The 16,032-nt window shown below is 38.9% G+C and carries 11 protein-coding genes; 4 read left to right on the top strand and 7 right to left on the bottom strand.

Annotated elements, in window-relative coordinates; all coding sequences use genetic code 11:
* Positions 1-55: 55 nt before the first annotated feature.
* Positions 56-499, top strand: a complete 444-nt coding sequence (locus R5R67_RS11870) for a DUF2726 domain-containing protein (RefSeq protein WP_000464147.1) — start codon at positions 56-58, stop codon at positions 497-499.
* 9 nt (positions 500-508) lie between these two features.
* Here the strand turns inward: R5R67_RS11870 and R5R67_RS11875 are convergent, their stop codons facing one another.
* The 5 genes from R5R67_RS11875 to glnA form a co-directional block, all read right to left on the bottom strand.
* Positions 509-709: a hypothetical protein gene (locus R5R67_RS11875; RefSeq protein WP_000082790.1), complete on the bottom strand. Its 201-nt coding sequence runs from the start codon at positions 707-709 to the stop codon at positions 509-511.
* 110 nt (positions 710-819) lie between these two features.
* Complete coding sequence (locus R5R67_RS11880) at positions 820-2,277, bottom strand: lipase family protein (protein WP_000830589.1); 1,458 nt, start codon at positions 2,275-2,277, stop codon at positions 820-822.
* Positions 2,278-2,387: 110 nt separating this feature from the next.
* Complete coding sequence (gene ubiA / locus R5R67_RS11885) at positions 2,388-3,266, bottom strand: 4-hydroxybenzoate octaprenyltransferase (protein WP_000205472.1); 879 nt, start codon at positions 3,264-3,266, stop codon at positions 2,388-2,390.
* The gene (locus R5R67_RS11890; protein WP_001231791.1) at positions 3,263-3,772 is read right to left on the bottom strand and encodes a chorismate--pyruvate lyase family protein; all 510 of its coding nucleotides are present in this window, start codon (positions 3,770-3,772) and stop codon (positions 3,263-3,265) included. The genes ubiA and R5R67_RS11890 overlap by 4 nt, the downstream gene beginning before the upstream one ends.
* Before the next feature lie 125 nt (positions 3,773-3,897).
* Positions 3,898-5,313, bottom strand: coding sequence for a type I glutamate--ammonia ligase (glnA, locus tag R5R67_RS11895; RefSeq protein WP_000061267.1), 1,416 nt, complete (start codon positions 5,311-5,313; stop codon positions 3,898-3,900).
* A gap of 734 nt (positions 5,314-6,047) precedes the next feature.
* On the opposite strand from glnA, the gene R5R67_RS11900 reads away from it, so the two are divergent.
* The 3 genes from R5R67_RS11900 to R5R67_RS11910 all read left to right on the top strand — a co-directional run bounded on the left by R5R67_RS11900 (position 6,048) and on the right by R5R67_RS11910 (position 10,270).
* On the top strand, positions 6,048-7,589 hold the full coding sequence (locus R5R67_RS11900) for a peptide MFS transporter (protein ID WP_000872628.1): 1,542 nt from the start codon (positions 6,048-6,050) through the stop codon (positions 7,587-7,589).
* Entirely contained in the window at positions 7,586-9,388 is a 1,803-nt protein-coding gene (locus R5R67_RS11905) for an aminopeptidase P family protein (RefSeq protein WP_000999150.1), read from the top strand. Before R5R67_RS11900 ends, R5R67_RS11905 begins: the two co-directional genes overlap by 4 nt.
* Positions 9,389-9,685: 297 nt before the next feature.
* Positions 9,686-10,270, top strand: coding sequence for an anthranilate synthase component II (locus tag R5R67_RS11910; RefSeq protein WP_000925673.1), 585 nt, complete (start codon positions 9,686-9,688; stop codon positions 10,268-10,270).
* Between the two features lie 95 nt (positions 10,271-10,365).
* Here R5R67_RS11910 and R5R67_RS11915 read toward each other — a convergent pair whose 3' ends face one another.
* Both R5R67_RS11915 and R5R67_RS11920 read right to left on the bottom strand, forming a co-directional pair.
* On the bottom strand, positions 10,366-13,131 hold the full coding sequence (locus tag R5R67_RS11915; RefSeq protein ID WP_001189796.1) for a M1 family metallopeptidase: 2,766 nt from the start codon (positions 13,129-13,131) through the stop codon (positions 10,366-10,368).
* Positions 13,132-13,144: 13 nt separating this feature from the next.
* A complete protein-coding gene (locus R5R67_RS11920) occupies positions 13,145-15,877 on the bottom strand; it encodes a TonB-dependent receptor plug domain-containing protein (RefSeq protein ID WP_000281153.1) in 2,733 nt (910 codons plus the stop codon).
* Positions 15,878-16,032 lie beyond the last annotated feature (155 nt).

Genomic DNA, 16,032 nt, shown 5'->3' on the forward strand with positions numbered 1-16,032 from the left:
GATTCTTAAAAACCCACTCCTTATGAGTGGGTTTTTATTTGTATGATGTCTTCACATGTTTGAATCGAGTCACTTATTTTTTATTATTTTAGGTTGCTTAAGCACCTGTATTTTTCTTCTTGTTTGTTTACGTCCTTATTTATTTCCAAAACAAAAGTTCTTTGCCCGTCCTGTTATTACTAATTTTGAAACTCAAATGTTTATACGCTTAAAACAGAGTTTCCCAAGTTATCATGTTCTAGCACAAGTGGCTTTTAGCGCATTAATAACCAGTAATGATTATAAGATTCGTAGTCAGTTCAACCGTAAAGTCACTGATTTTGTTTTGCTTGATGAAAACATGGAAGTAATAGCCATTATTGAGCTAGATGACCCTACTCACCTTGAGAAAGTAGAAGAAGATCGTCTTCGTGATCAAATGCTCATAGAGGCAGGTTATATCGTAAGACGCTATACAAACATCCCGAGTGTACGCCAGCTACAAAAAGATATTTATTAAAAACTACTGTTATTTCTTGTCAGAATTGGCAGCTTCTTTCTCAGCTATTCTTTTTTCCATTTCTAAACGCTGCTGTTCATATTGTTTCTTATTCTGAGCATCACTTTTTGCAGCCAAAAAAAGTATTCCAATAATCAGAAAAGGAATAAGTAAACCTAATCCCATTAATAACCAAGGAACAGATTTTTTTTCAACAGATTGCTGGCTCATAAGTTCTTCAAACTCAAATAATATCGATTTCAGAATGCGTAACAATATAACAAAAAGAGCCTCTATAAAGAGACTCTTTTTAAAACTAATTTTAATCAAGTAAATAGATCTTAAAATTTACCTGTACAGTGAGGGCTTTGGCTGGCATCTTTCTGCGCATCAGTTAACACAATACCTGTACCCGCTGACATTTTAGCTTGAATGAAATCTACAGCATTGGCATTTTGACATACGATTGCTTGAGTATGGGTCGCATTCGGTACAATGGTTAGCTTATAACCTTGATCGTAGCCTGCTTGAGGGAAAAACTTCAAAGCATTCGCTTTCATATTGGCAAATAAGCCTTGCGTCACCACAGGCAATACCGCTTGATCTTTTTCGCCCTGAATAATAAATACTGGTGTTTTAATAACTTTCTCGGCTGTAGCATTCGTCGCAGGTTGAGTCGCTTTCAAAAAGTTTTGAACAACTTGATCTGTCTTAAATTTATTCAGATCGATACCGTACTGAGTAATTTGATGTGTAGGGTCAGCCAAGAAAGCTAATATTCCCGCTTTAAATTTCTCTTGCAGGCCGTTTGCAGTATCAGGCGCAGGATAACTTAAACAAGCACCATCATCACCAGTACGACCATAGGCCAATTCTGCAATGTCAGCTGCTCCCGATGTAAAAATTGCCTTCAAGTCATAGTCTGGTTGCTGTGCTTTAATTCCCGCACTAGCGAATGCTGCATATGCTAATAATTCGGCATATCCTTCTGCGGTTTTATCAATTGTAGGTACAGCAAGTGCTAGTGGATCATTTGGAGACATTTGACCTGCAGCAATCGCTGCATCAATCTGTCTACGCGCTCTAATTGCCTGATCTAGCTTACTAACTGCAAAATTACTGTCTTGATTCATTTCAGGATCAATATAAATTTGAATGATTGTTCCCAAACTTGAAGCAGGTGCTCCGGCTACCGCACCTTTATAACTCGCATCCGTATTGGCAAATTCAGCAGTCCCCAATGATGCATGGCCACCTTGAGACTGACCAATCGACATCCAATCACCTTTTAACTGAGCACCATAATGCTCTTTTACTGCTTTAACTGCAGCTAATGCTGATTTTGCTTCGCTAGATAAGTTTAAGTACGGATGTACCCCTGGGGTGCCTAAACCCTCATAATCTGGTGCCACAATCACATAACCTGCTGCTAATAAAGACTCAGCAAGGATTTTAAACCGCGGATTAATAGCATTTTTGCTTGGAGCACAACCATCACCCACCCCAACAGTTCCGTGTTCCCATACTATTACACGATAACCATCTTTCGGTTGTGTTGCTTTTGGAAACAATACCATTGCTGTAGCAGTTGCTGTTTTTCCTTGAACATTTGCCATGTTATAAGTCATTACTTTAATTGATGAAGCATTATCAACTTTATCAATTGCGTAATTACTTTCTGAGACATAAGCTTTATTTGTGTCTATCCCTGTGTAGTCATCATCATCGTCATTACATGCCGTAAGAAATAATGCTGAAATTGATAATGTTATAGCTAAAGCAATTTTTGACCGTTTCATAGAATATCCTTTTTATGTGTTATTTATTCCGCATATTTTTCATGCACAAATATTAAGACATAAAAAAAGTGCTCTGCATAGAACACTTTTCAACCTCACGGTCATTTTTACTATATGAAATTTAAAAATATTCCTAGAAAAATGATTAATCCAACCCAACGATTGTGACGGAATGCCCAAAAACATACCTGAGGGTTGCGGTCTTTGGTTTTAATTGTTTGATATATAAAATCAAATGCCACTACAACTAAAGCAATAATGGCCCAAGGAAATAAGATATTTTCTAAATATAGCGCTGTACCAATCAAAACAAGACTTATTGCTTGTAAAAGCGCAATAATCTGGATGTCATATCGACCAAAAAGAATAGCTGTAGATTTCACACCAATCTTTAAATCATATTCGCGATCTGTAATTGCATATTGAGTGTCATAAGCCACTGTCCAAGCCAAATTACCAAAATACAGCAACCAGCAAGTCAGATCCGGAGTTTTACCTACCGCAGTAAAGGCCATTGGAATTGACCATGAAAATGCTGCTCCTAAAAAAACTTGCGGTAAGTTGGTATAGCGTTTCATAAATGGATAAATGAAAGCTAAAAATAATGCTCCAAATGACCAGTAGAAAGTTTCTATGGGTAAAAAGAACAACAAACATGCACTTGCTAAAACAAGACCCAAGAATACATATACTGCTTCTCTGGCTCGAATAACCCCTGTTGCTAACGGACGTGTTTTTGTACGCTCTACATGACCATCTACTTTACGATCAGCAAAGTCATTAATGGCACATCCAGCAGCGCGCATAAAAATGACGCCTAAAATCATGACGAATAAAATACCTAAATTCGGTATTCCTTTTGATGCAACCCAAAGTGCCCACATGGTTGGCCAAAACACAAGTTCTGTACCAATTGGCTTATCAAATCGGCATAGATAATAATAAGCTTCTAAACGCTGACGCCATGTTGTACCTGTTGCGGTCGTCATAGTAATTCCTTGTCGTGCTGCTGATATAAAAAAGCTTCAAAAGCCGGTAAGAATGTTTCTTGAACAATAAATTTACATCCATGCCAAGTATAGCAACTTTGTCGCGTCCAGCCTTCTGGTAAACGAATAACCCGGCGATCACAAAGTGGTGTTGTTCTTTGAAATAAAAAAAGACCTATTGGCTTAGAACCAATATGCTGAAATATACGGGCTTTTTTTTGTAAACTTTGAATGGGAAAAATACTTTTTGCTTTCACCCACGGCTCTACATCACTGCCATATAAATAGGTTTCCCTTACCCAAGAAGTGTGGGTATGGGGCATGTTCATCCATTGACTGTCGGCAAAAGTTAAACGCTGGAAATGTTCTTTGAAAGGCTTTACGCTGAACTTCCCACCACCCAGCTCAGTGAGTTGTTGTGTCAGAGAACCAGACGCATACAACCATGTTTTCAATTCAGGATTTAAAGTCTTTTCCTGCTTAAGTACTGGTTGTCGTTTACGCATAATCTGCTCACATGAAAACTCGCACCTAGTTTACCCCAATTTTTTGATAAAAAATGTAGAGAATTCAATCAACATTCCAAGCAATAAAAAAGCCTGCATAAGCAGGCTTTTTTATGAAGTATGTATTACAGGCTATAGTACATATCGAATTCAACTGGGTGAGTAGTCGTGTTAAGACGACGTACATCTTCAGTTTTAAGTTCGATGTATGCATCAAGCATTTCTTTAGTGAACACGCCGCCTTTTAACAAGAATTCGTGATCTGCTTGAAGTGCTTCAAGAGCCATATCTAGGCTATGAGCAACTGTTGGGATTTTTGCTTCTTCTTCTGGAGGAAGATCATACAAGTTCTTATCAGCAGCTTCGCCCGGATGGATCTTGTTTTGGATACCGTCGATACCAGCCATTAACAACGCAGCGAAACCTAAGTACGGGTTCATCATTGGGTCTGGGAAACGAGCTTCGATACGTTTACCTTTAGGGTTAGAAACGTAAGGAATACGGATAGATGCAGAACGGTTACGCGCTGAGTAAGCAAGCATAATTGGTGCTTCGAAGTGAGGAACCAAACGCTTGTATGAGTTTGTAGATGGGTTTGTGATTGCATTCAATGCACGAGCGTGCTTGATGATACCACCGATGAAGTACAACGCCATTTCTGAAAGGCCTGCATATTCATCACCAGCAAACAAGTTCTTACCATCTTTAGAGATAGACATGTGAACGTGCATACCAGAACCGTTATCACCTACCATTGGTTTAGGCATAAACGTAGCTGTTTTTGCATATTGATGTGCAACGTTCCAAACAGCATATTTGAACTGTTGAACTTCGTCAGCTTTACGTACAAGCGTATTGAAGCTCACACCAATTTCTAATTGGCAAGAAGCAACTTCGTGGTGGTGTACTTCTACACGACCTGGGCCCATGATGTCTTCAATTTTTGCACACATTTCTGCACGCATATCTTGTGCAGAGTCAACTGGAGGAACTGGGAAGTAACCACCTTTAACACGTGGACGGTGACCTGAGTTACCAGACTCATAATCTTTACCAGTAGACCAAGCAGCTTCTTCAGCGATTAATGTATGACGAGCGCCAGACATATCGATGTCCCATTTCACTTCGTCAAATACAAAGAATTCTGGCTCTGGACCAAAGAATGCAGTATCACCGATACCTGTAGATTTTAAGTATTCTTCTGCACGGCGAGCAATCGAACGTGGGTCACGTTCATAACCTTGACCAGTTGAAGGTTCAATAACGTCACAAGTCACAACTACTGTTGGCTCAGCAAAGAACGGGTCGATGAAACCAGTTTCTGCATCCGGACGTAAAATCATGTCAGATGCTTCAATACCTTTCCAACCAGCGATTGAAGAACCATCGAACATTTTACCGTCTTCAAAAGTATCTTCATCAATAGAATCAGCTGGGTAAGTTACGTGCTGTTCTTTACCCTTAGTATCAGTAAAGCGAAAATCGACCCATTTTGCGCCACTTTCTTGTATGAGTTGAAGGACCTTGTTCGCCATGCTCATTTTGCTCCAATGAAATTTTGTTGCACTTGTTGAGTGCGTGTTAGTTGCTGGTATTTATTAAGCAATTCTCATACCAACTTTATAAGACTTACCTAAAACATTGAATTACTTATAAGTATTCATGCTTTAGGCCCCTTGTCTTGAACCCATTATACTGTTTGCTTGTGTAAATGCACCATATTCACACATTTTCAAATTATGGCATATTTAAATAGCTCATTATTGCCCTAATTTAGTGCAAAATTGTTGCACTGATATAAACCGCTGCATCAATTTCTAACAGTCGTCCATGATCATAATACTTTCTTATATATAATGCTGAGATTCTTATCTGATTACTTGAAAATAATCACTCCTTTGACATCGATCTTCCCCAATGAGTTCCTTTGGTTTATTTCAGCAACTTAAATTTATGACTTAAACCATCAGTTAAATGCCTTCTGCTTTAGTTAAAATCTAATAATTATTTTTCATTTTTATGAATTTCTCTAAATAAACGCACTATTTAGTCGCTATCTAAGCAGTTAATAAGACCACATATAGTAGATCTCACATTACTCAGCAAAAAATAAATTTTACTATTCATGTTCTTTTCCATTCACTTTTTTTATACAGGCCAAACTTGCTTTTATTATTAAAAAAAACTAAAAACTATATGCATAAATTTTTGTTATAAATAAACAAACCAAAAGTTATGTTTATAAAAAACTTAAAAGCATTCAAGGATTTGAATAATGAAATATGACTTTGAACAATCGGATAAAGCTTTTTTCGGCCATCCTAAACCCTTACAAACGCTATTTTTTACAGAGCTTTGGGAAAGATTTTCTTATTATGGAATCCGGCCCTTACTCGTTCTTTATATGATTGCGATGGTCAATGACGGCGGTCTAGCACTTGATCGACCCACTGCCGCAGCGATTGTTGGATTATTTGCAGGCTCCATGTATTTAATGACCGTTTTTGGGGGATGGGTTGCTGATAACTGGTTAGGCCAAGCACGTGCTGTCTGGTACGGTTCAATTATTATTGCCTTAGGCCACTTATCAATTGCCCTTACGTCTGTATTTGATCAGTCTTTCTTTTACTTAGGTTTAGTACTGATTGTTTTAGGTACAGGGTTATTTAAAACATGTATTTCCGTGATTGTGGGAACACTATATAAAGCCAATGATTCAAGACGTGATGCAGGTTTTTCCATTTTCTATATGGGAATTAACATGGGATCATTTATTGCCCCACTTATTACAGGGCTTTTGGCGAAAGACCATGGCTGGCATTTAGGTTTTGGTATTGGTGGCATTGGGATGTTAATTGCTTTATTAATTTTCCGTTTTATGGCAATGCCTCAGCTCCAAACTTTTAATGAGCTACGCCAAGAAGCCAATAGCTGTAGCAAACCTGTCGTAGAAAATAAAAATGCGCCTAAAATTGTATTTAGCTTTTTATTCGCAGTTGCAGTCGTTATTGCGCTAACCTTCCTTGGTATCATTCACATCAATCCCGTGGCTGTCGCGACCTATTTAACCGTAGGTATTAGCATTGGGATTATTGCTTATTTTGCATATTTACTTCTTTTCCTGAATTTAGAGCAACATGAAAAATTTAAAATAATTATTTGCTTCGTTTTATTAGCAGCCTCTGCCCTATTCTGGTCAGCTTTCGAACAAAAACCCACAACTTTTACTTTATTTGCGCAAGATTATACGGACCGTATTGTTTTCGGATTTGAGATTCCCACTGTATGGTTTGAATCAATCAATGCTCTTTTTATTATTATCTTTGCTCCAGTTGCAGCTTGGCTATGGGCGAAGCTAGGTAAAGCGAATAAAGATCCAAGCTATATCAGCAAATTTATTATTGCGTTGTTATTCGCCGCAGGTGGCTTTTTACTTATGTCTCTAGCCAGTCATTTTGCTATTCATGGTGGAGTAGTTTCACCATTTTGGTTAGTCGGTACTTTATTTCTTCTTACCATAGGTGAACTTTGCTTAAGCCCAATTGGCTTATCAACCATGACCAAACTTGCACCTGATGTCATACGTAGTCAAATTATGGGTTTATGGTTTACAGGTACAGCCCTTGGCAACCTCATGGCAGGTTTAATTGGCGGGCAAGTCTCGGCAGATGGTATTAATCATTTACCTAGCCTATTTATGCGCTGTGTATTAGCCTTGGTTATTGGCGCAATCGTGTTATTTTTATTAAAGAAACCAATGAATAAATTAATGGACAAAAGTACCAACAAAGTTCAACCTGATTTGGAAACGATATGAACGACTTAACTGTTCCAGAAAAACTAGCGAAACTTCGAGAACTCATGACCAATCAAAGTATTGATGCTTTGGTTGTTATGAGTGCAGACCCCCATATGTCTGAATATTTACCAGACTATTGGAAAGCAAGGCAGTGGTTAAGCGGTTTTAGTGGCTCTGTTGGCACTTTAGTTGTGACCCAAAACTTTGCAGGACTCTGGGCCGATGGGCGCTATTGGGTACAAGCCGAACAACAACTCGCTGGAACTGGCTTTCAATTACAAAAACTGACCAGTGATGAATCTTCTACCCATCTCGCATGGATTGAGAAAAATCTACCGGCTGGTTCGGTTATTTCAGTAAATGGGCAAACACTTTCAATCCAGCAATTTAAAGCGTTGGAAAATACAGCAAAGCAACGTGGCTTTAAGCTTGAAACACAGCAAGATTTAATTGATTCGATCTGGTCTAATCGTCCAGAACTTCCTTTAGAGCAGATTCATTTAATGCCTGAAGGGTTAAATGCCCTATCTCGTAAAGAAAAAATTCAGGCAATACGCGAAACATTAAAAACTAAAGCGATTGAAGGACATTTCATTTCATCTTTAGATGATATTGCTTGGGTCTTAAATGCACGTGGACAAGATGTAGAATACAACCCTATATTCCTTTCGCATTTATATATCAGTGCTCAACAGGCTGTTTTATTCATTGATAGCAACAAAGTTGATTTAACCACCCAACAGGCTTTTAAAGCTGATGGCATTGAGATTCGTGACTACGAAGATACAGCTAAGTTTTTATCGAATATTTCTGATGCCTCAGTACTTTTAGATCCAGCCAAAGTCTCGATTTTTCATGAACAAGCCATCGCAACAGATATTCAGGTTGTCTACGACATCAACCCAAGTACACTTTTTAAATCGCGTAAACATGAAAGCGAAATTACTCATATCCGTCATGCCATGGTGAAAGATGGTGTTGCCCTTTGCCATTTCTTCAACTGGTTAGAAAAAGCACTTCATCAAGGTCAACGCATTTCAGAACTCACCATTGATGAAAAGATTACGGCTTTCCGTGTTCAACAAGATGGATTTATAGGGCCGAGTTTTTCAACAATTGCCGGCTTTAATGCCAATGGTGCTCTACCTCACTACCGTGCAACTGAAGAACATTACTCATTCATTGAAGGCGATGGCCTATTACTGATTGACTCTGGTGGACAATACGTAGACGGCACTACTGACATTACTCGTGTTGTTCCCGTCGGCACACCAACAGAACAACAAAAACGTGACTATACTCTGGTTTTAAAATGTCATATTGCTTTGGCAAAAACGATTTATCCGGAAGGTTTAGCGGCTCCTCTACTCGATTCAATTTGTCGCCATACGTTATGGCAATATGGTTTAGATTATCGCCATGGCACAGGTCATGGAGTAGGCTTTGCGCTTAACGTGCATGAAGGACCACAAGTTCTTTCTTATTACGCGCCTATTCATGCCTATAGTAAGTTGCGTGAAGGTATGATCCTTTCCAACGAGCCGGGCTTATACCATGAAGGACAATACGGTATTCGTATTGAAAATCTGGTTGCAAACAGACTTCACTCAGGGTTTGAGAAAACCTACGGCGATTTCTTAGAGTTTGAAACGCTGACCCTTTGCCCCATTCATTTAGATTGTATTGTCGTTGACATGCTAACGGATGAAGAGAAAGACTGGTTAAATGGTTATCATCAAACTGTTCAAGAAAGACTGGCTGAACATTTATCTGGCGATGTTTTAGATTGGTTGATTTATAACACACGTAAGATTTAATCTTCTTGTATGACCAAGGCAGAATAGTTTTTTTATTTATAATAGAAGCTTATTCTGCCTTATTTGTACTTATCTATAATTTCAAAAAGCCTCACTTCTTAAAGCCGTTTTTTCTGCAAATTTCTAACGAATGAAATAGTTAAACTGGTTACTTCTTTTTTTGCTATATTAGCCCATTAGAAAACGGCTTCTTATTTTTCAAACCTAAAAAGTCTTTTCTGAAAACGGGTATCAATATGGGTAACTTTTTTAGTCACTTATTAAATATATTTTAATTATCATGAGGTTAAGTTCATCATGCTTCTAATGATCGACAATTACGACTCTTTTACCTACAACATCGTTCAATACTTTGGCGAGTTGAATCAGGAAGTAAAAGTAGTTCGCAATGATCAAGTCACATTAGAGGATATTGAACGATGGCAACCAAAATATCTTGTGATTGGTCCTGGCCCTTGCTCTCCAAGCGAGGCAGGTATTTCAATTCCTGCAATTAATCATTTTGCCGGAAAAATTCCTTTGCTTGGGGTGTGTTTAGGCCATCAAAGTATTGGGCAAGCTTTTGGCGGGAAAATTGTAAGAGCCAAAACGGTGATGCACGGACGTTTATCTGACATGTACCATAGCAATAAAGGTATTTTCAGTAATCTTCCTAGCCCATTCTCGGCAACTCGTTATCATTCATTAGTGATTGATCAGGAAACCCTACCTGACTGTCTTGAAGTAACGTGCTGGACCAATGAAGCAGATGGCTCAATGGAAGAAATCATGGGCGTTAAACATAAGACACTTCCTGTTGAAGGCGTGCAATTCCATCCGGAATCTATTTTGAGCCAACATGGCCATCAAATCTTTAAAAACTTTTTAGACATCTACGCATAAGTCAGCCGTCAATAGATTGTTTTAAAAGTAATTTGATAAGAACCCTTAATAAAAAAGCCAACTACGATCAGTTGGCTTTTTTATGGCTGAATCAATTACAACTTTAACTGTTGCACAATTGACCCATCTTGTTTTGCTACCAGCGATTCGCAGAGTTGAATACGTTCTTTGGTTTGTTTCAATCCTCTTTCTACCCCAACCAACTCTTTAGTTCGTGGTGCAAAAAAGTCATTTAACTGTGCCGCTTGTTGTTGGGTACATGCTGCCCCACTAAACATTGCAGGGAAACGCCCAGCCGAAGATTTACCTAAACGATCAAACACGGCGTCATGATTTACCTTAAACCAAGACCATAAGCCACCTTGTTCATCTCCATAATTATTGATGGAGTTGACCACGGTACGAACTTCACCTACTTTAACCCGCGGATTTAAAATCAACTGACGTGCTTGTTGGCGTGTTGCTTCTTGATTTGCTGAACCTAGGGCTGTAAGAATCGCAAGACGTTGTGTTGGTTGAGTCACGCGTTGTAACTCTCCAGACAATCGGTCAAAAGCTGGTTGACCTTTTTCTTGTACACGTACAGCTAAAATGGTTGGCAATAATTCAGGTGTTACTTGCGCAAAATTAAGCTGCTTTTGGGCAAATAGAACATCTGACTGTTTTAACAGTTGGGTACGAACTTCAGGAACTTGAATATCTAGAGCAAGAAATCTAACCAACTCACTACGCCATAAACTGTCTTCAGCTGATTCACCTGTTTTGCTGACATAACCCAACTGATTTAATTTAGGTAAATATAAATTTGCCAAAACTTTTCTAAAATGTTCACGTTCAGCTTCTGTTTTCAATACATGGCGATGAATGGTACTTAACTGGGAAAACAGCGCTGTACTAATTTGTCGGCTATTTGAATTGGCAAATTTCTTCGCAGCATCTACGACAGCCAACAAATTAATATCACCGTGGTTAAATGCAGCTGAAATTGCATAGGCATAAGCCAACTGTTCAGTGTTAGAAAGCTTTTCTGTAGCAGCAGTCAGACGAGTAAATTCTTTCTGTGGCAAACTAAATTGGTAGTATCCCGCCGCATCTGCATTTGGTATATACCAACTGCCAAGGCTGGCACCTTTGAGTTCAATTTTGGCTTCTGCTTGGTCTACCAATTCACATTGCACTTTACTACCTGCATTTGGAACTTCATAACGTACACATAATGGTACACCCCAGAGGCTTCTTGCATCACCTTTTGAGCCTACAGGTAAGTAACGGCTTTGCTTCACATTTAAAAAGACTTTATTGCCTTCTTGCTGTAATGCGGTGTTAATTAAAGGCACACCTGGTTGATCAAGAAAACTTTTCATCGCTCTAGTAAAGTGCTCACCTTGTCCAGATTGCTCTGCTAAAGCGCTAATTAAATCATTAGCTGTCGCATTACCATATTGGTGCTTATTAATATAATTGCGCACCCCTTGTTTGAATTTTTCTTCACCTAAATAGTTTTCAAACATATTTAAAACAGCTGCACCTTTTTGATAAGTGATGCCATCAAAAGCCGTTTGAATATCGGCATTGCTTAAAATAGGCTGGCGAATACGGCGCACACTTACTAAGCTGTCACTTTTCATCGCATCTGCGGTGTCTGCAATACGTTCTAGATCAGCATTAAATTCGGGATGTAATTTTTGGGTGATTTTACTTTGCATCCATGTGGCAAAGGATTCATTTAGCCACAAATCATCCCACCACGGCATCGTGACGACATCACCGAACCATTGATGTGCAAGCTCATGTGCATTGACATTAAATGAATTCTGTACAAAAGATACTGGTGAGTCCTTATCTAACAACATTAGATAGTCTCTAAAAGTAATTAACCCCGGGTTCTCCATTGCCCCAGCAGCAAAGTCTGGTGCTGCAAGTAAGTCGAGCTTGTCAAATGGATAACCAAAGGCAAAATAATCTTCTAAAGTTTTTAAAATGGCTGGCGTTTCAGATAAAGCATGCTGCATTTTTTCAGCTTTAGCATCGGGCGCAATACCACGTAACTGGATCGGCTGCTTACGCCATGAAGTTGCTCCAATATCAGGTCCTTTTTGTAATTGCCACGGCCCGACAGCCAATGCAAGTAAATATGTTGGTAGTGGTTTGGTTTGTGCAAAACTGAGTGTTTTCCAACCCGACTTCTCTGCTTGCTCCGACGTTTGTTGGGTATTGGCAAACCCTGAATATTTGCTTGGAATCGTCAAACGAATATTAAACGGCGTTTTAAAACGTGGCTCATCAAATGACGGAAATGACTGGCGTGCACTAATTGCTTCCATTTGCGTCATCACATAAGGTTTACCCTCAAACTCGATTTTATAAATACCATCGAGCTGCTGGTCATACGCTGCATTAAAATCTAGAACAAGTTGATACTGTCCTGCGGGCAAGGTTTTGGCAAATTTAATTTTACTTACCCCATCTACTTCAGAAGCTTGCTCATATTTTGCCTTGGTTTTAGTACCCTCTGCCGATGTGATATTCACATCTTTCACCGTCAAAGATTTACCATGAATCCAGATGTGATCTGTGGCTTGAGCCAGCTTTAAATGAATCGTAGTTTTACCGGTATAGCCTTTTTGTGCGGGATCAATCTTAAAATCTAAATCATAAGATTCGGGTACGACCCACTCAGGTAATTTACCAATCGGGATTTGTTCACTGTTATTAGATGCAAAAATCTGTGTAGCCGATAAAGATAATAATGTTGTAAGTAACAATCTTTTTTTAAATGAAGGCTTGACCAGCATAAGGGGTTTTATCCTCTGTAGTTTTAAATAAAAAGATGCAGCAAATGCTGTACCACTTCGCTGCATCCATACATCATTCTTAGAATTTATAGTTAAACTCCAACCAACCTTGACGGCCGAATGGTGAATATGATCCTATCGGATAATACGGCCAACCACCCGTGTCATCTCGTTTCACTTTGTCAAACAGGTTATTGATAATGATTGAAGCAGAAGCTTTTGGAGAGATTTCATAAGTACCACTCCAGTTCACCAAATACGTTGGGCTTAAATAGGCAGTCTGGTCGCCGTTTGGAATTTTGCCGTAACGATTAACCAATACTGTTGATGCCCAATCACCAAAGCTCCAGCTGAGACTGGTATTAAAACGGTCACGCCAATCCGGAATACTTAAATCTTTTAAGTAGTCATCTTTCTGGCCATCTTTTGATTGTTGATATTCATGTTCTAGTACACGACTATAATTTACCGTCCAGAGAAAGTTACCAAAGCTGTCTGTTTTCCAGCGCCATCTGCTAGTGAAATCAATCCCGCGGGTATGGTCTGATGCTGCATTAATCGGAACGATATTAATATTTTTAATCACATTCGGGTCGACAACTGCATTTGCAGGGTTACGCTCTACACGTGCTAATGCATCAATACAGGCTGCAGAGTTAATATCTTGGTTGCCTAAACGACAATCTGCTTCCAAACGTAGAATTTTGTCCGCACTTAAGTTGGTCACAAGATTATCAATTTTGATATCCCAGTAATCGATGCTGATATCAAATTTATTGGTTGGCGACCAAACAAATCCTGCACCATAAGATTTACCCTCTTCAGGTTTCAGCTCTTTGTTTCCGGTTAAAGTGTAGTTCGCCCCAGGTGCGTAATCTTTAAAGCTACATTTATCTAAAGGTTGTCCCGTTTGGCTACAACGTAAATAGTCAGTCGTACTTGCGAAATAACCTTTTTGCTTATTTAAGAACAGATAGTTCATATCTGGTGCACGAAAACTAGTCGCATAGTTACCACGCACCAACAAAGTCGGATGTGGTCTAAACTCGAGGCCTGAACCGAAAGTTAGCTTATCAATACTGTTATCTGACAAAGCATAACGGTCATAACGTCCGGACAAGGTTAAATTTAACGGTTTTGCTAAAGGTAAGAATAATTCTGCACCAAGTGCTTGGCGTGTACGAGTACCACTATATTCTCCACTAGAACTCGTATTATAAAACTCACCATTTTCAACTGCCTGATCTGGCTTAATCGAAAAGCCTTGACGCCCAATTTCAGCCACAGCCGCAAGTTTGGCAGTTCCTGCAGGTAGCTTAAATACGTCACCATTCGCACTTAGGGTTAAACTTTGCGCCCACGACTTATCTTTTTCTTTTGTTGTGCCCGAAATGCTTTCAAATTCACTTGCTGTTAGTGGTCGACTTAAACGATCTAAATGAGGTGAATAAATAGGAATACCATCTGCATCTGTACCAAGTTGCTGACCTAAGAAGTACTCATCAACATTCGAACGTAATAAACCTTGGCGGCGTAGCTGACTGGTATAAATGGAACCATTATAAGCTGCTTCATAACTCCAGCTCGTTTCTCCAATATCCCCTCGAATTCCGAAGTTTAAGTTCGAAGAAAGTTCTTTCCACTTTTTATTTATGCGTTCTACCCCGCCTAACTCTTCAGGCGCAAAGCGGCGATTCCAAATTTCATAATTTCCCGAATCTTGATTTAGGAAATAACCACTTGATGCCCCAAGAGAAGTCCATATCGGACTACGGGTATTGTTTTCAATTTGATTTGCCCCAATTAAAAAATCGGCAAATAATTGAGTTTTATCATTTAACTCATAATCTAAACCGAGATAACCATTTTGACTGCGATTTTGAGTTTGAACAGTCCAATAAGTCGGTCGAGCCAAGCCACTGGCACAATTGTCCGCCCCTGCTTGTCCAATATTATTGACTGATCCGTTAAATAAACCATTAAAGGCTTGACACCCACCAATTGAAAGATATTTACCAGTATCAGCATTTTTACGACCCACAATCGTGTCTGGTTTTTCTCCTAAACGAGTTCGGCTCTTCATAAAATCTCGATCGGCTGCCCATATCGGTTCACGGCCGCTGAGTTCAACCCCATAAACGAGACTAAGCTTGTCTAAAGTTTTACTACCACTTAGTTGTAAACGTAAATTTTCACCACCTTCTTTGGTTCCACCTGCCTTAATATTAAATTGTGTGCCATCTGTTTTCTTTTTTAGAATAATATTTACCACGCCTGCAATTGCATCTGAACCATAAATTGCAGAAGCGCCACCGTTTAATATTTCAATACGGTCAATAATAGCAGTTGGAATATTGGCTAAATTTACAAAATTGACAGAACCGTCGTACGGTACAGGATAGTCTGCAACCCGATGTCCATTAATTAAAGTTAAAGTATGATTAGGTCCTAAGCCTCGTAAGCTAATGGCATTAGCCGCAGGTGTAAAAGTATTTCCATAATCGGCACCTTGCACAAAACCAGTGTTTTGCGTCAGGTTATTGAGTGCATCAAATGCGTTACTAAAACCTTGTTTTTCAATATCGGCTGCGGTAATGACGGTCACACTAGTCGGGCCATCTTTTTGTGCTTTTGAAATTCGAGATCCTGTTACTGCAACACGGACTACTTTATCTGGTTTAGCTTGGTTTTGTGTTTGCTCTACGGTTTCTTGCGCATAGCTTTTTAATGGATGAAACAGTACAACAAATACAAAAATAAATGAGCGCTTATTTTTTAAAGCCCCTACATATTTCAAGTTATTTAAATACATATTTATTAATAGACAAAATAAAGATCGCCCTACTATATCCACTTTTATTTGGTTGATTTATACACATTTTTTCTAGATATATTGATGTTTAAGATATACCAAATGGTTAATTATTTATCATAAAAACTCACAATAAACTAAAACCTTTTTCAATA

It is taken from the genome of Acinetobacter sp. OYA S30 (assembly GCF_033599315.1).
GTDB lineage: Bacteria > Pseudomonadota > Gammaproteobacteria > Pseudomonadales > Moraxellaceae > Acinetobacter > Acinetobacter baumannii.